This window comes from Shinella sp. AETb1-6, from assembly GCF_009826875.1.
GTDB classification, from domain to species: Bacteria; Pseudomonadota; Alphaproteobacteria; order Rhizobiales; family Rhizobiaceae; genus Shinella; species Shinella sumterensis.
In genome coordinates this window covers 415,726-437,785 of record NZ_WUMM01000001.1, presented here as the reverse complement: position 1 = coordinate 437,785, position 22,060 = coordinate 415,726, and the positions used below count along the sequence as shown (strand labels likewise).

Here is a 22,060-nt window from a genome sequence, read left to right as displayed (position 1 = left end):
ACGCCGAAGGGCGATCGGCTGCGGACCCCCAACCGCTTGGAAACGGATATTCAGGAAAGCGACAGAGTAAATGGCGACGAAGGTCAAAGAGAACGAGGAAGTCGAAAACGAACGCGAAGGCGCATCCGACGGCCCTCTTCTCGATCTTTCCGATGATGCCGTCAAGAAGATGATCAAGGCCGCCAAGAAGCGCGGCTATGTCACGATGGATGAGCTGAATTCCGTTCTGCCCTCCGAGGAAGTCACTTCGGAGCAGATCGAGGACACCATGTCCATGCTCTCCGACATGGGCATCAACGTCATCGAGGATGAGGACGCCGAAGAGGCGGCCCAGGGCGGCGACGACGAGGCGAGCGACGACGACAACGACGGCGAGGGCGGCGAGCTTGCCCCTTCCGGCGGCACCGCGCTTGCGACTGCCAAGAAGAAGGAGCCGACGGACCGTACCGACGACCCGGTGCGCATGTATCTGCGCGAGATGGGTTCGGTGGAGCTCCTGTCGCGCGAAGGCGAAATCGCCATCGCCAAGCGCATCGAAGCCGGCCGCGAGACCATGATCGCCGGCCTCTGTGAGAGCCCGCTGACGTTCCAGGCCATCATCATCTGGCGGGATGAACTCAACGAAGGCCAGACGCTGCTGCGCGAGATCATCGATCTCGAAACCACCTATTCCGGTCCGGAGGCGAAGGCCGCCCCGCAGTTCCAGTCTCCTGAAAAGATCGAGGCGGACCGCAAGGCCGCCGAGGAGAAGGAAAAGAACCGCAAGCCGCGCGCGGCAAACGATGACGACATCACCAATGTCGGCGGCGAGGGCCAGCCGGCGGAAGAAGAGGAAGAGGACGACGACGAGTCGAACCTTTCGCTCGCCGCCATGGAAGCGGAACTGCGTCCGCAGGTCATGGAAACGCTCGACACGATCGCCGAGACCTACAAGAAGCTGCGCAAGCTGCAGGACCAGCAGGTGGAAGCCCGCCTGCAGGCCACCGGCACGCTCTCGCCTGCCCAGGAGCGCCGCTACAAGGAACTCAAGGACGAGCTGATCACGGCCGTCAAGTCGCTGTCGCTCAACCAGAACCGCGTCGACAGCCTTGTCGAGCAGCTCTACGACATCTCCAAGCGCCTGATGCAGAACGAAGGCCGCCTGCTGCGCCTGGCCGAAAGCTACGGCGTCAAGCGTGACTCGTTCCTCGAGCAGTATTCCGGCGCGGAACTCGATCCGAACTGGATGAAGTCGATCGCCAACCTGTCGGCCCGCGGCTGGAAGGAATTCGCCAAGAGCGAGAACACGACGATCCGCGACATCCGCCAGGAGATCCAGAACCTCGCCACCGAGACCGGCATTTCGATCGCCGAATTCCGCCGCATCGTCTCGATGGTGCAGAAGGGCGAGCGCGAAGCCCGCATCGCCAAGAAGGAGATGGTGGAAGCCAACCTCCGTCTCGTGATCTCGATCGCCAAGAAGTACACGAACCGCGGCCTGCAGTTCCTCGATCTCATCCAGGAAGGCAATATCGGCCTCATGAAAGCGGTCGACAAGTTCGAGTATCGCCGCGGCTACAAGTTCTCCACCTACGCGACGTGGTGGATCCGTCAGGCGATCACCCGTTCGATCGCCGACCAGGCCCGCACGATCCGCATTCCGGTGCACATGATCGAGACGATCAACAAGATCGTCCGCACCTCGCGCCAGATGCTGCACGAGATCGGCCGCGAGCCGACCCCGGAAGAACTGGCCGAGAAGCTCGCCATGCCGCTCGAAAAGGTCCGCAAGGTTCTGAAGATCGCCAAGGAGCCGATCTCGCTGGAAACGCCTGTCGGCGACGAAGAAGATTCGCACCTCGGCGACTTCATTGAGGACAAGAACGCGCTGCTGCCGATCGACGCTGCCATCCAGGCGAACCTGCGCGAGACGACGACGCGCGTTCTGGCCTCGCTCACGCCGCGCGAAGAGCGCGTGCTGCGCATGCGCTTCGGCATCGGCATGAACACCGACCACACGCTGGAAGAAGTCGGCCAGCAGTTCTCGGTGACGCGCGAACGTATCCGCCAGATCGAGGCGAAGGCGCTGCGCAAGCTCAAGCACCCGAGCCGCTCCAGAAAGCTCCGCTCGTTCCTCGACAGCTGAGCCTGTCCTGAACCGTTCAAGGGCCCGGTCGTTCTCGCGACCGGGCCTTTTTCGTTTCCGGATCGGGCCGGGCGGACAAGAGGCATGCTTTCATGCCCAAAGCATGGGCAAAAAACCTGCCTGCGGTTGCCTCGGGGCGGTCGCCGTGCAAGGTTCCCTGTGACTGCGAAGGAGGTGCGGATGCGCGATCGGTTGTGGTCTTTTCTCTTGTCGTTCTCCGTGGTCGGCCTCCTGCTCGGCACGCTGTTCTTCGCGGTTTCGCTGACACCGAGCCTTTTGCCGCGCACCTATGTCACGCAGGGCATTCTTTCCGGCGTCGCCATGGCCTGCGGCTATGGACTGGGCGTCGCGCTTGCCGCGCTCTGGCGCTGGTTCGAGCTGCCGGTGACGCAGGGGCCGGTGCGGCTGTGGCTTCGGGTCGCGGCCGGCGCGTTCTGCGCCATCGTCGTGCTCGTCTTCCTCTGGCGGGCGGCCGAGTGGCAGAATTCCATCCGCACGCTGATGCATCTGCCGCCGATCGAGACGGCGCATCCGTTCTATGTCGGTGCCATCGCGCTCGGCATCTTCCTGCTCCTGCTTGCCGTCGGCAAGCTCTTCGCCCTCGTCGTGCGGCTCATTGCCAGCACGTCGCGTGTCGCCGCGCCGCGGCGGCTCTCCTACGTCATCGGCACGGCGCTTGCCGCCACGCTGTTCTGGACCATGGCCGACGGGTTGCTGCTGCGCTTCGTGCTGCACACGGCGGATTCGTCCTTCCGGCGGCTCGACCAGGTCATCGAGCCCGATACGGAGGAGCCGTCCGATCCGCTGAAATCGGGAAGTGCCGCCTCGCTGGTGCGCTGGGACGCGCTTGGCCGCATGGGGCGCTCCTTCGTGGCAAGCGGTCCCTCGGCGCAGGACATCGCCTCCTTTACCGGCAAGCCGGCCGTCGAGCCGCTGCGCGTCTATGCCGGGCTCAATGCAGCGGAGACGCCGGAGGCGCGTGCGAAGATCGCGCTCGACGAGCTGATCCGCGTCGGCGGCTTCGAGCGCTCGACGCTGCTGGTCGTGATGCCGACCGGCACCGGCTGGATCGATCCCGAGGCTCTGGATACGGTCGAGTACCTGCATCACGGCGATATCGCGAGCGTCGCCATCCAGTACTCCTATCTCGCAAGCTGGCTGTCGCTGATCGCCGAGCCGGATTATGGCGCGGAGGCGGCCCGCGCGCTGTTCCGCGCCGTCTACAATCACTGGACGACGCTGCCGAAGGGCAGCCGTCCGAAGCTTTATCTCTACGGTCTCAGTCTGGGTGCGCTGTCGTCGGAGCAGTCGGCCGAACTGTTCGAGGTGATCGGCGATCCCTATCAGGGGGCGTTGTGGGCGGGACCGCCGTTTCCAAGCCGCATCTGGCGCAAGATGACCGCCGACCGCAATCCCGGCACGCCGGCCTGGCTGCCGCGCTTCCGCGACGGTTCCTATGTGCGCTTCACCAGCCAGAAGAACGTGCTGCCCGAGGCCGGCGACCATTGGGGGCCGATGCGCATCGTCTACCTGCAATATGCCAGCGATCCCGTGACCTTCTACGATCCCTATTCGCTCTACCGCCAGCCCGCCTGGATGGCCGTGCCGCGCGGGCCGGATGTCTCGCCCGACTTCCAGTGGTATCCCGTCGTCACCTTCCTGCAACTGACGCTCGACATGGCGATGGCCACCACGGCACCGATGGGTCTGGGCCATGTCTATGCCGGCGAGCACTATATCGACCCTTGGATCGCCGTCACCGATGTGCAGGACTGGAGCGATGCCGATATCGCACGCCTGAAGGAGAAGTTCCGCGCCGGGCGATAAACGCTTCAAGGGATGAGGGGCAGCATCCTCTTCACAAACAAAAACGCCGGGGCAGGGCCCCGGCGTTCGCATCTCCAGATCGCGCCGCTTACTCAGCGGAGACGATCTTGCCGTCTTCCCACTTGAAGAGCGAGAAGCTCTGCGAGGTGAGGTCGCCGGTTTCGCCGTAGGTCAGCTTGCCGATGGCGGTCGGGATCTCTTCGCCCGACTTCAGCGCGGTCGCGACAGCGGCCGGGTCATCGGCACTGCCGGCCTTCTCGATGCCGGCCTTCAGCACTTCCACGGCGGCATAGGCATTGAGCGTGAAGGCTTCCGGCGGGATGCCCTTTTCCTTGAGCGCGGCGACGGCGGCCGAGGAGTCGGGGTTCTTCAGCGCATCGGATGCGTTGGTAAAGATCGTACCGGCAGCGGCTTCGTTGCCGATCGCCCAATATTCGCTGTTCGACAGGCCTTCGCCGCCGATGATGGTGGCGTTGACCGAGAGGTCCTTCAGCTGGCGTGCGAGCAGGCCGCCTTCCGGGTGGTAGCCGCCGAAATAGATGACTTCGACGCCATCGGCCTTGAGGCGGGTGAGCAGCGAGGAGAAGTCCTTCTCGCCCGGCGTGACGGAATCATAGAGCGCCTCGGTGATGCCGCCGGCATTGATCGCGGCCTTGAACGCATCGGCAAGGCCCTTGCCGTAGGCGCCCTTGTCGTGGATCACGGCGACCTTCTTGTCCTTCAGGTTCTTCAGGACATAGGCGGCGGCGACTTCGGCCTGCTGGTCGTCGCGGCCGCAGGTGCGCAGCACGTTGGTGAGGCCGCGGGCCGTAAGATCCGGAGCGGTGGCGGTCGGCGTGACCATCAGGATGCCGTTTTCGGCCAGCACGTCGGAGGCCGGGATGGCGACGCCCGAGGTGACCGGGCCGACCACGAAGCGGATGCCTTCGCCGACGATCTGGTTGGCGGCCGAAACGCCCTGCTTGGGCTCGCCGCCGTCATCGGCCAGTTTCAGCACGACCTGTTCGCCGAGGATGCCGCCGTTCTTGTTGATCTCGGCGACGGCTGCTTCCGCACCGTTCTTGACCTGGTCGCCATAGGCCGCGACGGGGCCCGTCAGCGGGGCGATGAGGCCGATGACGATATCGGCGTGCGCAAGCGGTGCGAAGGCGACGGAAGCGGCGAGCAAGGCTCCGGCGAAAATGGGCTTCTTCATGATTTTCTCCTCAACGGGGGCCATTGGGGCCCGGTTGCAAGCGCCCGTGCGAACGGATGGCGTTGGCCGAAAATCCGGTTGCAGGGCCGTGTTCAGCGGGTCCGGAACAATCGTGCGCGAGAGGCCGGCTAGCTATGGATTGATTAGGCCGCGAGGGCAAAAAGAGCAACAAAATAATGCATTTGCATCTTTGATGGGCGGATCAGCCGCGTAGATGGAACGGATATGCGGCAATTGAATCAAAACGAATTGTTAAGATTTACGATTTATAAATATCCGCGATTTTTGAGGAACTGCGATGCGTTGCGTATTGATCGTCGTTCTCCTGCTGCTTGCCGGTTGTGCGTCTGTCCCCAGGCAGACACAGAATGCCTGCGCGATCTTCGAGCAGCGCGATGGACTTTTCGATAACTGGCGGAAAGCCGCCTATGGCGCCCAGCGGGAATACGGCGTGCCCGTGCCCGTGCTGATGGCGACGATCTATGCCGAATCCGGTTTCCGGCACAATGCGCGCCCGCCGCGCACCAAGCTCTTCGGCTTCATTCCGTGGAAACGCCAGTCGACGGCGCTCGGCTTCTCGCAGGCGCTCGACGGCACCTGGAAGCGCTACCAGCGCGAGACGGGCCGCTGGTCGGCCAAGCGCACCAACTTCAACGACGCGATCCGCTTCATCGGCTGGTATCACACCGAGAGCAACCGCCGGAACGGCATTGCGCTCAACGACACCTACCGCCTCTACATCGCCTATTACCACGGACATGCCGGCTATCAGCGCGGCAACTGGAGCGGCACGGCGAAGGCCGGCGCGAAACGGGCCTCGACCATGGCGTCGAACTACGCCCGCCAGCTGAGATCCTGCGGCGGCTGGTAGGCCGCCGTCGCAAGGCGCCAGAAAAAATTCATTCTCCTGTCGGATCGGGGTCCGGCCCGACGTCCTTGTTCTGTGTGAACAGAAGGAGAGACGCGCATGACCTATATTGACGGTTTCGTGCTGGCCGTGCCGAAGGCCAATATCGAGGCATACAAGGAGATGGCCCGAACCGCCGGCGATGTCTGGAAGGAACTCGGCGCCGTCGACTATGTGGAATGCATCGGCGACGACGTGCCCTATGGCGAGCTGACCTCGTTTCCCCGCGCCGTGCAGGCGCGCGACGACGAGGTGGTGATCTTCTCGTGGATCACCTACGCCTCCCGGGAAAAGCGCGATGAGATCAATGCGAAAGTGATGAAGGATCCGCGCATGCAGGGGGACGCATGGAAGGAGGTCTTCGACGGCAAGCGCATGATCTATGGCGGCTTCCGGCCCTTCCTCGAATTGTGAAGACCTGCGGGCTGCGCTACTATCGTGCCAACAGGCAGAAAGGACGCAGCATGAACCTCTATTACGCGATCGTCGGCGAAACGACGGATACCAATATGGGTCTCGCCCGCTTCATGGGCGTGATCGTGGTGTTCATCGTGCTGGGCGGCGGGCTGTCCTGGCTCATCGGCTGAGGCTGCGTTCGTCGTGCCGCAACGGCTGATCGAGATATCCACGCGCGGGCAGGGGCTCTACGAGTTCACCCGCGAGGTCGAGGCTTTCGTTCGTGAGGCCGGCGTAACGGAGGGTCTTCTGACCGTCTTCGTGCGCCACACCTCCTGCTCGCTGCTGGTCCAGGAGAATGCCGATCCCGACGTGCGGCACGATCTCGACCGGTTCTTCCGCCGGCTCGTGCCGCCGTCCGACGATCCCTCCATGCGCTGGGTCGTCCATACGATGGAAGGGCCGGACGACATGCCGGCGCATATCAAGGCGGCGCTCACGCAGGTCTCCATCTGCATTCCCGTCATGGCCGGGCGGCTTGCGCTCGGCGCCTGGCAGGGGTTTTATCTCTTCGAGCACCGTGACCGCCCGCACCGGCGCGAGATCGTGCTGCATCTCAGCACCTGACGGGAACCCTTTTCGGGCTCGTCCGTTTGGCGCCTTGCCCACCGGAGAGGAGACCCCCATGGCCGATATGACAGACCTTGCCCGCACCGTCATCGCCGCGCTGAACGCCCGTGATTTCGCCACGCTTTCCGCCCGCGTGCAGGAGGATGTCGTGCTCTCCGGCATCGGCGAGGGCAGCGACAACGGCCGCGAGGCGCTGCGCGACCGCTTCGCCCGCTATTTCCAGTCATCGGACGAGACCTATGCCGACGCGCTCGTCATGAGCGATGCCGGCGGCCAGGCCGTGGCCATCCGCGTGACGGCGCATGGCAAGACGGCGGGCGGCAGCGCCTATTCGCGCGAAAAGATCGTGTTCCTGGAGGTCGATGAGGGCGCGATCACCCGCATTGCCCTGTTCAACGGTTCATGAAGTTGAACGCAAGCTGAACGGACGATTCCATTTGCGTTCAGCATCGCCGCCATAAGGTGTTCTCAATCGCCGGCGAGAAAAGGTTCTGCCGGAGCCAACAGGAGCCTCTCATGAAGACCTTTCTGACCAAGACCATTGTCGCCGCCGTCCTCGGCCTCGGTGCGCTGACCGCTTCTGTTCCGGCCGCCTCGGCTGCCGGCCTCAGCGTGACCATCGACAACGTCGGCTACCGTAACGGTTTCCTCCAGGTCCAGCAGGGCTGGGGCGATGATGGCGACTGGGATCGCCGTGACCGGGGCGATCGCTGGGATCGCCGCGACGACCGCCGTCATGGCGATGGCTGGGGCCGTGGCCGCGGCCGCTGCGCGCCGGGCCTTGCAATCGAGAAGGCGCGCGATTTCGGTATGCGTCGCGCCAGCATCGCCGACATGTCGCCGCGCCGCGTCGTGGTCGAAGGCTTCCGCCGTGGCGAATACACCCGCATGGTCTTCGCCAACGAGCGTGGTTGCCCCGCCATGTGGCGCCGCTGAACAGCTGCGGGGCCGGCGTGACGCCGGCTCCCGCGAGGAAAGCTGTTCGCCTCGTCACCCCCGGCCGGCGGACGGCCTGCCCTCCCGACACCGTCGGGAGGGCTTTTGCGTTTGCACGCACCTGATATGCGCCCCGATTCTTCCGACAACGAAAAAGGGCCGGTTTCCCGGCCCTTCCGTCATGTCTGCAAGCCTGTGAGGCCTCAGTTGTTCAGCGCGAAGGTCACGTTGACGGTGACCGAGTAGCTGTTTTCGCCGGCCGCGATCGGCACGGCGCCGGCGGCGGCGAAATCCTTGGCCATGGTGCGGGCGATCGGCATCGCCTCGGCGCGGTAGGAGGTTTCGGAAATCTCGATCACGCGGCCGAGGCCCACGCCGGCGGCTTCCGTCAGTTCCTTCGCCTTGGCGACGGCGTTCTCGACGGCCTTCTTGCGGGCGGCGCTCACGGTTGCTTCCGGCTTGTCGTTGACGAAGCGGATGCCGCTGCCCTGGTTGGCGCCGAGCGTCACGGTCTTGTCGACGATCTCGCCGAGCTTGGACAGGTCGCGCACGCGCAGCGTCACCGTGTTGGTGACCTGGAAGCCGATCAGCACCGGCGGCGGGTTTTCGCCCGTCGAGCTCTGCGGATACTGGTACTGCGGGTTGATCATGAAGCCGGAGGTCTGCACGTCGCGTTCCTCGATGCCGGCTTCCTTCAGCGCGGCGAGAATCTCGGCCATTGCCTTGTTGTTGGCGTCGAGCGCCTCGCGCGCCGTCTTGGCGTCCTTGACGACGCCGAGATCGACCACGGCCATGTCAGGGGCCACTTCCGCGCTGCCTTCACCTGTCACGATGATGGTCGCCTCGCGCGGCTTCGAGGCGGCGTCCTGGGCCCACGCGGCGAGCGGGAGCGCGGTGGCGGCAGCAAGCGAAAGGGCGAACAGGCTGGCAGCCGTGCGACGGCCGGTGATTGCATGGAACATGCTCGAATATCTCCTGATGATTGTGTCCCTTGCCGTGTTCATCGTCGTTCATTGTGTAGAGATTACGGCAGTGCTTGTGAGAAAAGACTATTTCGTCTAGACGGTTAACACCGTCGGCCGCCATTGACCGACGAACCCCCGCCCACATGGCCGGGAAGGGCCTGTAGCTCAATGGTTAGAGCCGGCGGCTCATAACCGCTTGGTTGGGGGTTCGAGTCCCTCCGGGCCCACCATTTCCCATTATCCAATGTCGTCCAAGTGGTCTCCGAGCACCATTTCAGGAATATCATAGAGAAGTCCCCGCCGCCGACGGCTACAAGACCAGGTTCGGCTTCGGCGACCGGTTTTTTCTTCACGATGAAAACCACAGGACGGTCCACGCCTCTCTCATCAGCCTGGGGATCGAGTTCGCCATTCCGCAGGCCTTCCGCCGTTTCCTCCGTCAGCGCGCCTGAGCCAGCGCGACGGCGTCGGCTCCTGCGGGGAATCGAAGCTGCTTGCCGGTCTCGTGGACGGCCTGCCAGATCGCTTCTGCAACATCGTTTTCCGTCGTGGTCAGGGACGGATTGGCGAATGCTTCTAGGATCGGCCGGGCGAAATCTGCATAGCCGCCGGGAAGGAGGTCCGAGACGGGAACGATGGCATTCGCCCCGAACCGGGTGGTCGGCGCATAACCGGGCTCGACGAGCTTCACCCGCACGTCGAAATAGCCGAGCTCATGCGCAAGCGAAGCCGAGAAGCCTTCGATGGCCTGTTTCGTTGCGGTATAGGCCGCCGCGAGCGGGAATTCTCCCAAAGCGACGCTCGACGTGACGTTGATGATGGTGCCGGACCGACGCTCGCGCATCTGCGGGATGACCGCCTGGCACATGGCCATGACGCCGATCGTGTTGGTCTCGATGAGCTGCCGGACGAGGGACATCGGCATCGCCTCGAATGCCCCGACACCGCCAAGCCCGGCATTGTTCACGAGAACGTCGATTGGACCGGCGGATTCGAAAAGGCTGGCGATGCTGTCGGGGCAGGTCACATCGAGCGGCAGCAGGCGCAGCCGTTCGTTTGCCGCAAAAAGCGATGGGTCCGGGCGCCGCATGGTCGCCAGGACATTCCACCCGCGGGACAGGAAGTGTTCGGCGGTGGCCTTGCCGTAGCCGGATGATGTGCCGGTAATGAGGATGGTCTTCGTCATGTCGGTCTCCTTGGTTTCGGTGAGACAGCAATAGACAATCGCGGGAAGACAATCTATAATTCTACGTCTAGGAAATTTTACGGATCGTCCAGATGGACCCGCTCAGTGATATCGTCGCTCTCCTGCGGCCCAGGGCCGCGATCGCGAAGCCCATTTCCGGGCGCGGCCGATGGGGCGTTCGTTACAGGGCCTATGACGCGCCCGGATTCACGCTCGTGCTCACCGGGGAAGCCTGGGTCGCGTTGGGCGACCGGGAGCCGCTTCGCATTGCCGAAGGCGACTTTCTGCTTTTGCCGACGACGCCGGCGTTTTCCCTGTACAGTGAACCCGGCGTCGCCTGCATTCCCGCCGAACCTCTGGCGGAAGCTGTCCGCCATGGCGAGCAGGACGGTGCGCCGGACTTCGCGGCGCTGGGCGGGAGCTTTTCGATCGAGAGCGTCAACGCACAGCTGCTGCTCACGCTGCTGCCCGACGCGATCTTTATCCCTGCTTCGGCGGGGCGGGGGACGCGGTTCGGCCGCATGATCGAACTCTTGTCCGAGGAGTGCATGGCTGATCATCCGGGCAAGGAACTGGTTATCCAGCGCTTGCTGGAAATGCTGCTGGTCGAGGCGCTGCGGTGGGACGTCGGCGGCGACACCGCGGCATCGGCGAACCTGTTGAACGGGCTGCGCGATCCCGCCATGGCCCGTGCCCTGCGCGCCATCCACGAGGATGTCCGCACGCGATGGACGGTCGCCGAACTCGCTGGAATAGCCGGCATGTCGAGATCGGGTTTCGCCGCGCGATTCAACGAGGTTGTCGGTTGCGCGCCGATTGAATATCTCGCGCGCTGGCGCATCGCTATCGCCAAGCAGGCACTGTTGAGCGGCGCAAAGTCGCTCGACAGGATCGCGGATGAAATAGGTTACGAATCCGCCAGCGCGTTCAGCACGGCGTTCAGCAAGCGGCTCGGCTGCTCTCCGGGCCGGTTCGCGAGACGGCATGCCGTCAATGCGGGCGGCGGCATGCCGGCGGCCTCGTAACGCTGCCGCCTGGCGGAGAGGGACCACCGGCTGTTGCCGGTGGTCGAGAGTTTACAGGCAATCTGCCGAGCGACGACCGTTGCCGGTTTTATCGTACCGACAGCCAGTACCGGTGAAGATCATCGATCCGTTCGCTGGTCATGATCGGCATCGCTTGCTTCAGGCGGTCCTCCGGCCAGTCCCACCACCGCATCTCCAGGAGCAGCGCGATCTCCCGTTCGGCGAAACGCTTCCGGATCACCTTGGCGGGATTTCCGCCGACGATGGCGTAGGGTTCCACGTCCTTCGTCACGAGGGCCCGTGTCCCGATCACAGCGCCATCACCGACCTTGACGCCGGGCATGATGATCGCTTCGGAGCCGATCCAGACATCGTTGCCGATAACGGTGTCTCCGGCGGGAAGATAACCATTTGCCGCGCCTTCGAATGCCGCCACCTCCGACATGAAGAAGAAGGGGAAGGTGCTGATCCATTCGTGTCGGTGGCCCTGGTTGCCCGCCATGATGAAGGCTGCGCCGGAACCGATCGAGCAGAAGCTCCCGATGATCAGCTTGTCCGCGCCCTCGTCAGGCAGGAGAAAGCGTGCGCAGTCATCGAAGCTGTGGCCGTGGTAGTAGCCGGAATAGTAGCTGTATCGTCCGACGATCAGGTTGGGATTGGTGACCTGCTTGTCGAGCGTCACGCCTCGAAAGGGGCTTTCGAAAAAGTTTTCCATCTGTGTATCTCTGCATATGAACCTTCGTTTCCGCTTGCCTGGGCAAGCGGATGCGAGACGCGAACCCTGCAGGGTTCGCGTCGAAGCTCCTCGCGTTCAGCGGGAGCTAGATGCAGGGAATACTCGCGGCCTTGATCATGGGGTTTTCTACCGCACATTTTCATGCCAGCCAAGGGCGCTCTTGCCGCGATGCGCTTCCAGAGGGATGTCGTCTTTCAGCGCGTACCGATCAGGACACCGGTCAAGGCCCAGGTTGATCTTGTTTGCCATTCGCGAAATCCCGTGCAGCCTTGATGAAGGCCGTGAAAGCAGCCGGCGGATTCTTCCTTCCGGGATAGTAAAGGGCCAGAGGCGCCAGGGCCGGGGTCCAGTCCTCGAGGACGCGGACAAGCCGCCCGGCTGCAATGTCCTCGCGCACGTCCGCCTCCATGACATATCCGAGGCCGATGCCGTTCTGGGCCGCGATCCTGACGAGGCTTGACTCGTCGAGGGTGATCGCGCCCTGCACATCGATCTGGACGGCTTCTCCATCCTTCTCAAATCGCCATCGGAACAAGGCATTGTTCGGCAGGCGCGCCCGGATGCAGCGAAACCGGTACAGGTCCGCCGGAACGGTCGGCGCGCCGTGCATGCGGAGGAACGCGGGGGACGCCACGACCGCATTGCTGCGCTTCAATCCGAGCGGCACGGCAATCATGTCGTTCGGCACCAGGTCCGCGGGCCTCAGTCCGAGGTCGAACCCGGCCGCGACGATGTCGACCAGCCGCCCCTCCGTGACCAGGTCGATATGCACCCGGGGATGGCGCTGCAGGAACGAGAGGATGAGCGGCTCCATCACCTCCCGGGCTGCCGTGGCGAACGCATTGATGCGCAGTGTCCCGGTCGGAACCTCCTGGAGCGACTGGGCAGCCAGCATGGCGTCGTGGATGTCGGTCATCGCCGGACCGACCCGTTCGACGAAGGTCTTTCCCGCATCGGTCAGCGAAACGCTTCGCGTTGTCCGGTTGAAGAGGCGGATGCCGAGGCGTTGTTCGAGTTTTGCGATGGAATTGCTCAATGCTGTAGTCGATATGCCGAGATCGAGGGCGGCCGCTCTGAAAGAGCCCAGGCGGGCGATGCTGAGAACGGCATCGAGTTCGGCAAGAACGGATCGGGTCATTGTCCCTCTTTTCGCAACGTCTCATCCTCCTTTGTCCCGCTTATCCTGTCAATGAGGGTGGTCTACCTTTGGGCCAGTCGATCTCAAACGGAGGTCGAACGGGAGCCGAAGCGCTCAGACGGGACCAGGAGAAATCGCATGACAATCAAATTACCCAAAGCCATCGAAGCCTATTTCGAGGCGGACCGGACAGGTAGCCCGGATGCGATCGCCGCCACATTCACCGAAAACGGTGTCGTGAAGGATAAGGGCAAGACCCATAAGGGACGTGAGGCCATCCGCGCGTGGATGGCCGACGAGGCCCAGCAGTACAGCTACACCGTCGAGCCCTTCCTGATCACCACCGAGAACGGAAAGACCCAGGTAACGGCGCACGCGGCTGGCGACTTCCCCGGCAGCCCGATCGACCTGCGGTTTTTCTTCGTCCTCGCGGGCGACAAGGTATCGGAACTGGAGATCACCGTATGAGCGATTTTCTCTCCCTGGAGGGCCGCAGGGCCCTCATCACCGGCGGCACCTCGGGGGCAGGCGCGGCAACCGTGTCGCTGTTCAAGGAACTCGGCGCGCGCGTGCTGACCACTGCTCGTTCGAAGCCGAAGAACTTCTCCGGTGCGGTATTCGTCGAAGCCGACCTGACGACCAAGGACGGTGTCCGAACGGTCGTCGATGCCGTGGCTCGGGAGCTTGGCGGGCTCGACATCCTCGTGAATGTGCTGGGCGGTTCGTCCGCGCCTTCAGGTGGCTTTGCCTCGCTGAGCGACGAGGAGTGGGACAAGGAATTCAACCTCAATTTCTTCCCGGCGGTCCGGTTGGATCGCGCGCTCATTCCCGGAATGATCGCGCAGGGACACGGCGTCGTCATCCATGTCACATCGATCCAGAACCGGCTGCCTTTGCCGCAGGCGACGACGGGTTATGCTTCGGCCAAGGGCGCTCTCAACACCTACAGCAAAAGCATCTCGAAAGAGGTTTCGCCGAAGGGCGTGCGCGTCGTGCGGGTGTCTCCCGGCTGGATCGCCGATCCGGGCTCCAATGGCCTGGCTCTGCGCATAGCCGAGGAAGCGGGCATCAGCTATGACGAGGCGGTTCAGGTGATCATGAACACCCTTGGCGGCATCCCGCTGGGAAGGCCCGCCGCACCCGAAGAGGTCGCCGACCTGATCGCCTTCCTTGCCTCGGACCGCGCATCGTCCATCACCGGGACGGAGCATGTGATCGACGGTGGCACCGTTCCCACGGCTTGAAGACAGGGGATTTGCGGCAGCCGCAACTCCACGTCCCGACGGAATGTAACGGGATCAGCAGCGGCCGGGGAGGGCACTCCGCCCCGGCCGCCCATCCGACGCCCGAACTCGCTGCGGCGCTAAAAAGGATGGCCGAGCAGTGGAACCGATTGGTTTATGCGATAAGGTGCCGACAGCGGCCGGCAGGCCGGTGTCATGAGGAGAGCATTGCATGAAGGATAGACAGTTCGGGCGCACGGGCCGCGTGGTCTCGGAGATCGGGTTCGGAGCCTGGGCCATCGGTGGCGCCTGGGGGGACGTTTCGGAGGAGGAGGCGCGGGGCGCGTTGCATGCGGCGCTCGATGCCGGCACGACCTTCATCGATACGGCCGACGTCTATGGCGACGGCCGCTCGGAGCGCATCATCGCGGACGTGCTGAAGGCGCGCGGCGGCGAGCGGCCCTATGTGGCGACCAAGGCCGGGCGTCGCGCCGTGCCCCATGTCGCGGACGAATATAACCGCAAGAACCTGACCGCCTTCGTCGACCGTTCGCTGCAGAACCTTTCGACGGATTGCCTCGATCTCGTGCAGCTGCATTGCCCGCCGACCGAGGTCTATTACCGACCCGAGGTGTTCGGCATCCTCGACGACCTCGTGCAGGCGGGCAAGATCCGCAATTACGGCGTCTCGGTCGAGAAGGTCGAGGAAGCGCTGAAGGCGATGGAATATCCCGGCGTCGTCTCGGTGCAGATCATCTACAACATCTTCCGCCAGCGCCCGGCCGGCCTGTTCTTCCGCGAGGCGAAGGCGAGGGACGTGGCCGTCATCGTGCGCGTACCGCTCGCCTCGGGCCTGCTGACGGGCAAGATGAACGCCGCCACGCAGTTCGCAGCCGACGACCATCGTGCCTTCAACCGGAACGGCGAGGCCTTCGACAAGGGCGAGACCTTCTCGGGCGTGCCCTATGATGTTGCGCTGGACGCCGTCGAGGCGGTGCGCAAGCTGGTGCCCGACAATGTCACGATGGCGCAGTTCGCCTTGCGCTGGATCCTCATGGAGGAGGCGGTGAGCGTGGTCATTCCGGGCGCGAAGAATGCTGCCCAGGCGAAGGCCAACAGTGCGGCGAGCGACGTGGCGGCGCTGCCGGCCGAGACGATGGAGGCGCTGCGTGCGCTCTATCGCGAGCGGATTGCGCCGCACGTGCACCAGCTCTGGTAGGCATCGGGCAAGACGGGCGGCGGCCGGAGAGCGCCGCTGCCTGACCTGCTCCGCCGGTCCTGTCGCGGCTCAGAAGTTGAGGAACTGCCTGGGGTCCTGCCGCGCGCGCATCAGGAGGTCGAGCTCCCGCTTGGACGGGCCGAACTTTTCGAAAAGCCGTTCGGCTTCCGTGTGCGAAAGCCCGTAGGCCGTTCGAAAACTGTCGAGTGTATAGCGTTCTCCCGAAAGCCGCCGGTGATCGGGAAAGAGTTTAGACTGTTCCTGCATTTGCCATCGTGCCCAAACAAGGTTGCGTGCCCTTTCAACCGGTTGGGGCAGCGATTGTTCCGGGCGTCCGCCGCAAAATCGCGGGCCGATACGGGGCGCGTGGCCGCACGGCGAAGGTTGCCGCGCCGCATCGCGATTCGGCCGCAATCGGACCGGAGAATTGCCGCATGAACCGTCGCCTCGTGACGGCTCCGACCGCACGACGGCCGCCGCCGAGCGGCGCCATTGCCCGCGGCGCTCGGCGCAGCGGCCCGGATTCTTCGCTGAACGGACGCCGTATAAGGCCCCTTCAGGGTGATTTCGCGTGAACGAATATGCTCGCGAAAGCAGGCTTGTCCCCGTTGTCTGTTCCATGTGCCGGGTCTTTCGCGATGCGGCTTTTGCCCTATCCCGGCTGAAAGGGAACCGGTTTTTCAAACGTGTCGAGCATTGTTGACTAACTCTAGTAATTCCCTAGGCTTTTGGCAGAAACGCACAGGAGGTTGGACATGTCTATTTTGGTGAAACGGGTAGGGGCCTTGCTCCTGGGTGTCGGGTTGGCCTTTGGCAGCGTCACGGCGACATGGGCGCAGACGACGCTGCTCAATGTGTCCTACGATCCGACCCGCGAACTCTACAAGGATTACAACGAGGCGTTCGCCAAGCACTGGAAGGCCGAGACCGGCGAGGATGTGACCATCCAGCAGTCGCATGGCGGCTCGGGCAAGCAGGCCCGCGCGGTGATCGATGGGCTGGAGGCCGATGTCGTGACGCTGGCGCTGGAGAGCGACATCAACGCCATCGTGGAAAAGACCGGCAAGATCAACAAGGACTGGCGCACGCGCCTGCCCAACAATTCCTCGCCCTATACCTCCACGATCGTCTTCCTGGTGCGCAAGGGCAATCCCAAGGGCATCAAGAACTGGGGCGACCTGGTGAAGGGCGACGTGCAGATCGTGACGCCGAACCCGAAGACCTCGGGCGGTGCGCGCTGGAACTACCTCGCCGCCTGGGCTTGGGCCAATGAGGAATTCGGCGGCGATCAGGACAAGATCAAGGCCTATATCGCCGACCTCTACAAGCGGGCGCCGGTGCTCGACACGGGTGCGCGCGGCGCGCTGACGACCTTCGCCCAGCGCCAGATCGGCGACGTTCTGCTCGCCTGGGAAAACGAGGCCTATCTGGCCGGTGCCGAGTTCGGCGCTGACGCCTTCGACATCGTCGCCCCGCCGATCTCGATCCTCGCGGAGCCGCCGGTCGCCGTGGTCGACGGCAATGTGGATGCCAAGGGCACGCGCAAGCAGGCCGAGGCCTATCTGAACTACCTCTATTCCGAGGAAGGCCAGAACATCGCGGCCAAGCACTTCTATCGCCCGTCCAAGCGCGAGGTGGTGAAGCCGGAGTTGCTGCAACAGCTTCCCGAGATTAAGCTGGTCACCATCGACGACCCGATCTTCGGCGGATGGGCCAAGGCGCAGCCCGAGCACTTCGGCGATGGCGGCGTCTTCGACCAGATCTACAAGCCGGGGAACTGAGAACCTTGACGACGACTGCTGCTGCTTCCGGGCGGTGGCGACTGAGACAACCGAGCGTCATTCCGGGTTTCGGACTGACGCTCGGTTTTTCGCTCGCCTATCTCACGCTCATCATCCTTATTCCGCTTGCCGGCCTCGTCTGGCGTTCGGCGTCCCTGTCGGGCGCTGAATTCCTCGGCATCCTTTCCGATCCCCGAACGGTCAATGCGTTGAAGGTCTCCTTCGGCACCGCCTTCATCGCGGCCATCGTCAATGTGGTCTTCGGCGTCATCGTCGCCTGGGTCATCGTGCGTTACGAGTTCCCCGGCCGGCGCATCGTCGATGCGGTCGTGGACCTGCCCTTCGCGCTGCCCACGGCGGTTGCCGGCATCGCGCTTGCCGCGCTCTACGCGCCGAACGGCTGGATCGGCCAGATCCTCAACGTCGTCGGCATCAAGGCGGCCTTCAACCCGACGGGCATCGTGATCGCGCTGGTGTTCATCGGCCTGCCCTTCGTGGTGCGCACGGTGCAGCCGGTCATGGAGGAGATCGACAGCGAGATCGAGGAAGCCGCGGCGACGCTCGGCGCCAACCGTTTCCAGACGGTGTTCCGTGTGCTGCTGCCGGGCCTGGCGCCGGCCATCCTCACGGGGTTCGCGCTCGCCTTTGCGCGCGGTGTCGGCGAATACGGGTCCGTCATCTTCATTGCCGGCAACATTCCCTATGTGTCGGAAATCGCGCCGCTGCTCATCGTCATCCGGCTGGAGGAGTTCAGCTACGGGGCTGCGACCGCCATCGCCACGATCATGCTGGCGCTGTCCTTCGCCATGCTGCTGGTCATCAACCTCATCCAGGCGTGGAGCCGCAGGAGATACGGTCATGGCGCATAAGTCTTCCCGCCGCCTGCGCTCGCCCACGACGGAGGCGCCCGCCGCCCGCTACACGCTGATGGCGCTGGCCTTCCTCTTCCTGACGCTCTTCCTGCTGTTGCCGCTGGTGGCCGTGTTCATCGAGGCGTTCCGCAAGGGCACCGCGGAGTTCCTGGCGGCCTTCGGCGATCCCGATACGCTGGCCGCCATCCGGCTGACGCTGCTGGTGGCCGTCATCGCCGTGCCGCTCAACCTGGTGTTCGGCGTGGCGGCGGCCTGGGCCATCGCCAAGTTCGAGTTCAAGGGCAAGGCGTTCCTGACCACGCTGATCGATCTTCCCTTCTCGGTCTCGCCGGTCATTTCCGGCCTCGTCTATGTGCTGCTGTTCGGCGCGGGCAGCGTGCTCGGGCCCTGGCTGAAAAGCCACGGCATCGAAATCCTCTTCGCGGTGCCGGGCATCGTGCTCGCCACCATCTTCGTGACCTTCCCCTTCGTGGCGCGCGAGCTTATCCCGCTCATGCAGGAGCAGGGCACGGGCGACGAGGAGGCGGCATTGTCGCTCGGCGCGAGCGGCTGGCAGACCTTCTGGTATGTCACGCTGCCCAACATCAAGTGGGGCCTGCTCTACGGCGTGCTGCTCTGCAATGCGCGCGCCATGGGCGAGTTCGGTGCGGTCTCGGTGGTCTCGGGCCATATCCGCGGCCTCACCAACACGATGCCGCTGCATGTGGAGATCCTCTACAACGAGTACAATTTCGTCGCCGCCTTCGCGGTGGCGTCGCTGCTCGCCGCACTCGCGCTCGTCACGCTGATCGTCAAGACGGCGCTCGAACTTCACTACGGCGCGGAAATCGCCGCCGGCCGCAAGCATTGATCTGAAAGGCACGCCCGCAATGGACGTCAGTGTAAAAAACCTTCGCAAGGAATTCGACCGCTACCCGGCGCTGCACGATGTCTCGCTCGACATCCGCTCCGGCGAGCTGATCGCGCTTCTGGGGCCATCCGGTTCCGGCAAGACCACCCTGCTGCGCCTCATCGCCGGCCTTGAGCAGCCCACGCTCGGCAGCATCCATTTCGGCGACGAGGATGCCTCGCACAAGACCGTGCAGGAGCGCAATATCGGCTTCGTGTTCCAGCATTACGCCCTGTTCCGCCACATGACGGTGGCCGACAACATCGCCTTCGGGCTGACGGTGCGTCCGCGCGGCGAGCGGCCGCCCAAGGCGGAAATCCGTCGCCGCGTGAGCGAGCTTCTGGAGATGGTGCAGCTTTCGGGGCTTGAGAAACGCTATCCCAACCAGCTGTCCGGCGGCCAGCGCCAGCGCGTGGCGCTTGCCCGCGCCATGGCGATCGAGCCGCGCGTGCTGCTGCTCGACGAGCCGTTCGGCGCGCTCGATGCCAAGGTGCGCAAGGAGCTGCGCCGCTGGCTGCGCGAGTTCCATGACCGCACCGGCCACACCACCGTCTTCGTGACCCATGACCAGGAGGAAGCGCTGGAGCTCGCCGACCGTGTCGTGGTGATGAGCCAGGGCAAGATCGAGCAGGTCGGCTCCTCGGACGACGTCTACGACCGGCCGAATTCGCCCTTCGTCTTCTCCTTCATCGGCGACAGCGCGAGCGTGCCGGTCAGCATCGTCGACGGCTCGGTGCGGTTCCGGGGCGACGAGATCGGGGTTGCCGCGCCTGCGGGCGATATCGCGAGCGGCGAGGCGACGCTGTTCTTCCGCCCGCAGGACGTGGCCGTCGTCACCGATCCGTCCGCACCGGCGCTGGAAGGGCGCGTCGTGACCTCCCGGCGGCTTGCCGGCACGCGCATCGCGGATCTGGATATCGGCGGGGCGGACGACCCGCTCCATGTGGAGATCGAGGTGCCGCTGGATGCGCAGGCGGCCAATGGCACGTCGATCCGCTTCCGTCCGCTCCGCTTCAAGCTGTTTGCGAAATAAAGGAAGGGACCGGCTCAGTCGGTCCCCGTTCCGAAGGCCTGCCGCAGCGCCTCGTCATGCGAGCGCAGGGATGGACCCTGCGCGAGCGGTATGATCAGGACGAGAACGACCAGTGTCGTGATGAAAAGCGCCCCCGGCAGCAAGAACCTCGATTTCACGCATCACCTCATATCTGCACGCGCCCCTTTTTCCCGCTCAACCTGACAGAGGGCTGAATGGGCGGGGCGGCATTCGTTCAGCCGTCTGTCAGCTTGCATGGGCAGGGAAGGCGTCAGGATGGCGGAGCGCGCATGCGCGTTTGCCGGATGGACGTGAAAGGATAGACCATGCGCGAAGGAAGCGGCCGCTTCACCCTGTGGCGGCCCGAATTGGGAAGCGTCACCGTCAGCATTCTGACGGCGATTTACCTGCTGGCCCTGACGAACTGGAGCTTCTGGTCGAAGGGCTGGCTCTATCTGCAAGGCCGGCCGACGACCTTCGCCTCCATCGCCATCGGCGTCACCTGCCTCTACATCGCGCTCTGCGTCGCCGTTTCGGTGAAATACGCGATGAAGCCGATCTTCATCGTGCTCATTCTCTGCGCGGCGTCGGGCGCGTGGTTCATGGACCGCTTCGGCGTCGTCATCGACATCGAGATGATCCGCAACGCGGCACAGACCAACAGCTCGGAGGCGGGCCACCTCGTCACGCCGGGCTTCCTGCTGCACATGTTCGTCTACGGCGTCCTGCCGTCGCTTCTCCTGATCTGGGTTCGGGTGCGCCACAGGACCTTCTTTGCGAAGGTGCGCGGCAACCTCGCCGTCATCGCGCCGGCTCTGGTCATCGCGCTCGTCGCCGGCCTGTCGCATGGCCGCATCTATGCCGCCACCGTCCGCGCCCATCACGACTGGTTCGAGACGCTCAATCCCTTCGTGCCGCTCGTCACGGCCATCCAGTATGCCGCCGGCGAGACGAGCGACAGCAACATCGTCGCCGCCCCCCTGGGTGAGGACGCCCATGTCGCCGACAGCCCGCTTACCGAACGCAAGCCGCGCCTGATGATCGTGATCGCCGGCGAAACGGCGCGCGCTGAGAATTTCTCGCTTGGCGGATATGGCCGCAACACCAATCCCGAGCTTGCCAAGCAGGATATCCTGTACTTCCCGCAGACATCGAGCTGCGGCACGGCGACCGCCGTTTCGCTGCCCTGCATGTTCTCGGTCTATACAAGGGCGGAATACACCCATCGCAAGGGGCTGGAGACGCAGAACCTCGTCGACGTGCTCGGCCATGCCGGCGTCAACGTCGAATGGTGGGACAACAACACCGGCAGCAAGCAGATCGCCAGCCGCATCAAGGAGCTGGAACTGTTCAAGAGCGGCATTCCCGGCCTGTGCTCCGGCGAGGAGTGCCGCGATCAGGTGCTGCTTGACAATCTCGATGCGTTCATCGGGTCGGTGAAGTCGGACACGGTTCTCGTCCTGCACCAGATCGGCAGCCACGGGCCGGCCTATTACCAGCGTTATCCGGAGGAGTTCCGCCGCTTCACGCCGGAGTGCCGCGCCGCCGATTTCTCCGAATGCAGCCGCGACGAGATCGTCAACGCCTATGACAATTCCATCGCCTATACGGACCATATCCTGTCGACCGTCATCGACAAGCTGCGCGGGCAGGAGGATCGCCTCGATGTCTCCATGCTCTACATGTCGGACCACGGTGAATCGCTTGGCGAACTCGGGCTCTACCTGCACGGCACGCCCTACATGATCGCGCCCAGCCAGCAGACCCATGTGCCGTTCGTGCTGTGGCTCGGCAAGGATGAAAAGGCCGCCTATTCCGCGGATTGCCTCAAGGCGGAGACGGAAAAGCCGCAGTCGCACGACAACCTGTTTCACACGGTGCTCGGTATGATGCGGGTGCAGACCAATGTCCGCGACCCCGCGCTCGACCTCATGTCGGCGTGCCGGCGCCCCGGCGCCATCAGCTGAAACGGAGGTG

The 22,060-nt window shown here is 64.1% G+C and carries 24 protein-coding genes and 1 tRNA gene; 18 read left to right on the top strand and 7 right to left on the bottom strand.

What is annotated here, in order from left to right:
* The first annotated feature begins 70 nt into the window (after positions 1-70).
* Both rpoD and GR158_RS02035 read left to right on the top strand, forming a co-directional pair.
* On the top strand, positions 71-2,125 hold the full coding sequence (rpoD, locus tag GR158_RS02040) for an RNA polymerase sigma factor RpoD (protein ID WP_134647158.1): 2,055 nt from the start codon (positions 71-73) through the stop codon (positions 2,123-2,125).
* A 180-nt stretch (positions 2,126-2,305) separates the two neighbouring features.
* The gene (locus GR158_RS02035; RefSeq protein WP_160869638.1) at positions 2,306-3,952 is read left to right on the top strand and encodes an alpha/beta-hydrolase family protein; all 1,647 of its coding nucleotides are present in this window, start codon (positions 2,306-2,308) and stop codon (positions 3,950-3,952) included.
* 88 nt (positions 3,953-4,040) lie between these two features.
* On the opposite strand, the gene GR158_RS02030 is transcribed toward GR158_RS02035, so the two are convergent.
* The gene (locus GR158_RS02030; RefSeq protein WP_134647163.1) at positions 4,041-5,147 is read right to left on the bottom strand and encodes a branched-chain amino acid ABC transporter substrate-binding protein; all 1,107 of its coding nucleotides are present in this window, start codon (positions 5,145-5,147) and stop codon (positions 4,041-4,043) included.
* 298 nt (positions 5,148-5,445) lie between these two features.
* Between GR158_RS02030 and GR158_RS02025 the strand changes: the two genes are divergently transcribed.
* The 6 genes from GR158_RS02025 (at position 5,446) to GR158_RS02005 (ending at position 8,016) form a co-directional block, all read left to right on the top strand.
* On the top strand, positions 5,446-6,018 hold the full coding sequence (locus GR158_RS02025; RefSeq protein ID WP_134647165.1) for a transglycosylase SLT domain-containing protein: 573 nt from the start codon (positions 5,446-5,448) through the stop codon (positions 6,016-6,018).
* 96 nt (positions 6,019-6,114) lie between these two features.
* Positions 6,115-6,468 (top strand): DUF1428 domain-containing protein, encoded by a 354-nt coding sequence (locus tag GR158_RS02020; protein WP_160869636.1) that lies wholly within the window; start codon positions 6,115-6,117, stop codon positions 6,466-6,468.
* A 50-nt stretch (positions 6,469-6,518) separates the two neighbouring features.
* Positions 6,519-6,641: a hypothetical protein gene (locus GR158_RS25495; protein ID WP_256365802.1), complete on the top strand. Its 123-nt coding sequence runs from the start codon at positions 6,519-6,521 to the stop codon at positions 6,639-6,641.
* A gap of 13 nt (positions 6,642-6,654) precedes the next feature.
* Positions 6,655-7,077 carry a secondary thiamine-phosphate synthase enzyme YjbQ gene (locus GR158_RS02015; protein WP_160869634.1) on the top strand — a complete coding sequence of 141 codons (423 nt, stop codon included), beginning with the start codon at positions 6,655-6,657 and terminating at the stop codon, positions 7,075-7,077.
* A gap of 58 nt (positions 7,078-7,135) precedes the next feature.
* Positions 7,136-7,486, top strand: coding sequence for a nuclear transport factor 2 family protein (locus GR158_RS02010; protein ID WP_160869632.1), 351 nt, complete (start codon positions 7,136-7,138; stop codon positions 7,484-7,486).
* A 110-nt stretch (positions 7,487-7,596) separates the two neighbouring features.
* Positions 7,597-8,016 carry a hypothetical protein gene (locus tag GR158_RS02005; RefSeq protein ID WP_160869630.1) on the top strand — a complete coding sequence of 140 codons (420 nt, stop codon included), beginning with the start codon at positions 7,597-7,599 and terminating at the stop codon, positions 8,014-8,016.
* 203 nt (positions 8,017-8,219) lie between these two features.
* On the opposite strand, the gene GR158_RS02000 is transcribed toward GR158_RS02005, so the two are convergent.
* On the bottom strand, positions 8,220-8,978 hold the full coding sequence (locus tag GR158_RS02000; protein ID WP_134647175.1) for an SIMPL domain-containing protein: 759 nt from the start codon (positions 8,976-8,978) through the stop codon (positions 8,220-8,222).
* Positions 8,979-9,135: 157 nt separating this feature from the next.
* Here GR158_RS02000 and GR158_RS01995 point away from each other — a divergent pair.
* Positions 9,136-9,211, top strand: a tRNA-Ile gene (locus GR158_RS01995).
* A 209-nt stretch (positions 9,212-9,420) separates the two neighbouring features.
* Here GR158_RS01995 and GR158_RS01990 read toward each other — a convergent pair.
* On the bottom strand, positions 9,421-10,167 hold the full coding sequence (locus tag GR158_RS01990; protein ID WP_160869628.1) for an SDR family oxidoreductase: 747 nt from the start codon (positions 10,165-10,167) through the stop codon (positions 9,421-9,423).
* Between the two features lie 92 nt (positions 10,168-10,259).
* On the opposite strand from GR158_RS01990, the gene GR158_RS01985 reads away from it, so the two are divergent.
* Positions 10,260-11,192: an AraC family transcriptional regulator gene (locus tag GR158_RS01985; RefSeq protein WP_160869626.1), complete on the top strand. Its 933-nt coding sequence runs from the start codon at positions 10,260-10,262 to the stop codon at positions 11,190-11,192.
* Positions 11,193-11,280: 88 nt separating this feature from the next.
* On the opposite strand, the gene catB is transcribed toward GR158_RS01985, so the two are convergent.
* Complete coding sequence (gene catB, locus GR158_RS01980) at positions 11,281-11,907, bottom strand: type B chloramphenicol O-acetyltransferase (RefSeq protein WP_160869624.1); 627 nt, start codon at positions 11,905-11,907, stop codon at positions 11,281-11,283.
* 241 nt (positions 11,908-12,148) lie between these two features.
* Positions 12,149-13,066, bottom strand: a complete 918-nt coding sequence (locus tag GR158_RS01975) for a LysR family transcriptional regulator (protein WP_160869622.1) — start codon at positions 13,064-13,066, stop codon at positions 12,149-12,151.
* Between the two features lie 138 nt (positions 13,067-13,204).
* On the opposite strand from GR158_RS01975, the gene GR158_RS01970 reads away from it, so the two are divergent.
* The 3 genes from GR158_RS01970 (at position 13,205) to GR158_RS01960 (ending at position 15,508) form a co-directional block, all read left to right on the top strand.
* Complete coding sequence (locus GR158_RS01970) at positions 13,205-13,534, top strand: nuclear transport factor 2 family protein (protein ID WP_134647185.1); 330 nt, start codon at positions 13,205-13,207, stop codon at positions 13,532-13,534.
* The gene (locus GR158_RS01965; protein ID WP_160869620.1) at positions 13,531-14,310 is read left to right on the top strand and encodes an SDR family oxidoreductase; all 780 of its coding nucleotides are present in this window, start codon (positions 13,531-13,533) and stop codon (positions 14,308-14,310) included. The genes GR158_RS01970 and GR158_RS01965 overlap by 4 nt, the downstream gene beginning before the upstream one ends.
* A 211-nt stretch (positions 14,311-14,521) precedes the next feature.
* Positions 14,522-15,508 carry an aldo/keto reductase gene (locus GR158_RS01960; protein WP_160869618.1) on the top strand — a complete coding sequence of 329 codons (987 nt, stop codon included), beginning with the start codon at positions 14,522-14,524 and terminating at the stop codon, positions 15,506-15,508.
* A gap of 69 nt (positions 15,509-15,577) precedes the next feature.
* Here the strand turns inward: GR158_RS01960 and GR158_RS01955 are convergent, their stop codons facing one another.
* Positions 15,578-15,775, bottom strand: coding sequence for a hypothetical protein (locus GR158_RS01955; protein ID WP_134647191.1), 198 nt, complete (start codon positions 15,773-15,775; stop codon positions 15,578-15,580).
* 488 nt (positions 15,776-16,263) lie between these two features.
* Between GR158_RS01955 and GR158_RS01950 the strand changes: the two genes are divergently transcribed.
* The 4 genes from GR158_RS01950 to GR158_RS01935 are packed head-to-tail and all read left to right on the top strand — an operon-like array spanning position 16,264 to position 20,083.
* Positions 16,264-17,289, top strand: a complete 1,026-nt coding sequence (locus GR158_RS01950; protein WP_134647193.1) for a sulfate ABC transporter substrate-binding protein — start codon at positions 16,264-16,266, stop codon at positions 17,287-17,289.
* A 5-nt stretch (positions 17,290-17,294) separates the two neighbouring features.
* Positions 17,295-18,158, top strand: a complete 864-nt coding sequence (gene cysT / locus GR158_RS01945; protein WP_230640006.1) for a sulfate ABC transporter permease subunit CysT — start codon at positions 17,295-17,297, stop codon at positions 18,156-18,158.
* Complete coding sequence (gene cysW / locus GR158_RS01940; RefSeq protein WP_134647197.1) at positions 18,148-19,011, top strand: sulfate ABC transporter permease subunit CysW; 864 nt, start codon at positions 18,148-18,150, stop codon at positions 19,009-19,011. Before cysT ends, cysW begins: the two co-directional genes overlap by 11 nt.
* A 19-nt stretch (positions 19,012-19,030) precedes the next feature.
* Entirely contained in the window at positions 19,031-20,083 is a 1,053-nt protein-coding gene (locus tag GR158_RS01935; RefSeq protein WP_160869616.1) for a sulfate/molybdate ABC transporter ATP-binding protein, read from the top strand.
* A gap of 14 nt (positions 20,084-20,097) precedes the next feature.
* Here GR158_RS01935 and GR158_RS01930 read toward each other — a convergent pair whose 3' ends face one another.
* Positions 20,098-20,241, bottom strand: a complete 144-nt coding sequence (locus tag GR158_RS01930) for a hypothetical protein (protein ID WP_160869614.1) — start codon at positions 20,239-20,241, stop codon at positions 20,098-20,100.
* 168 nt (positions 20,242-20,409) lie between these two features.
* On the opposite strand from GR158_RS01930, the gene GR158_RS01925 reads away from it, so the two are divergent.
* Complete coding sequence (locus GR158_RS01925) at positions 20,410-22,050, top strand: phosphoethanolamine transferase (protein ID WP_160869612.1); 1,641 nt, start codon at positions 20,410-20,412, stop codon at positions 22,048-22,050.
* The last annotated feature ends 10 nt before the right edge of the window (positions 22,051-22,060 follow it).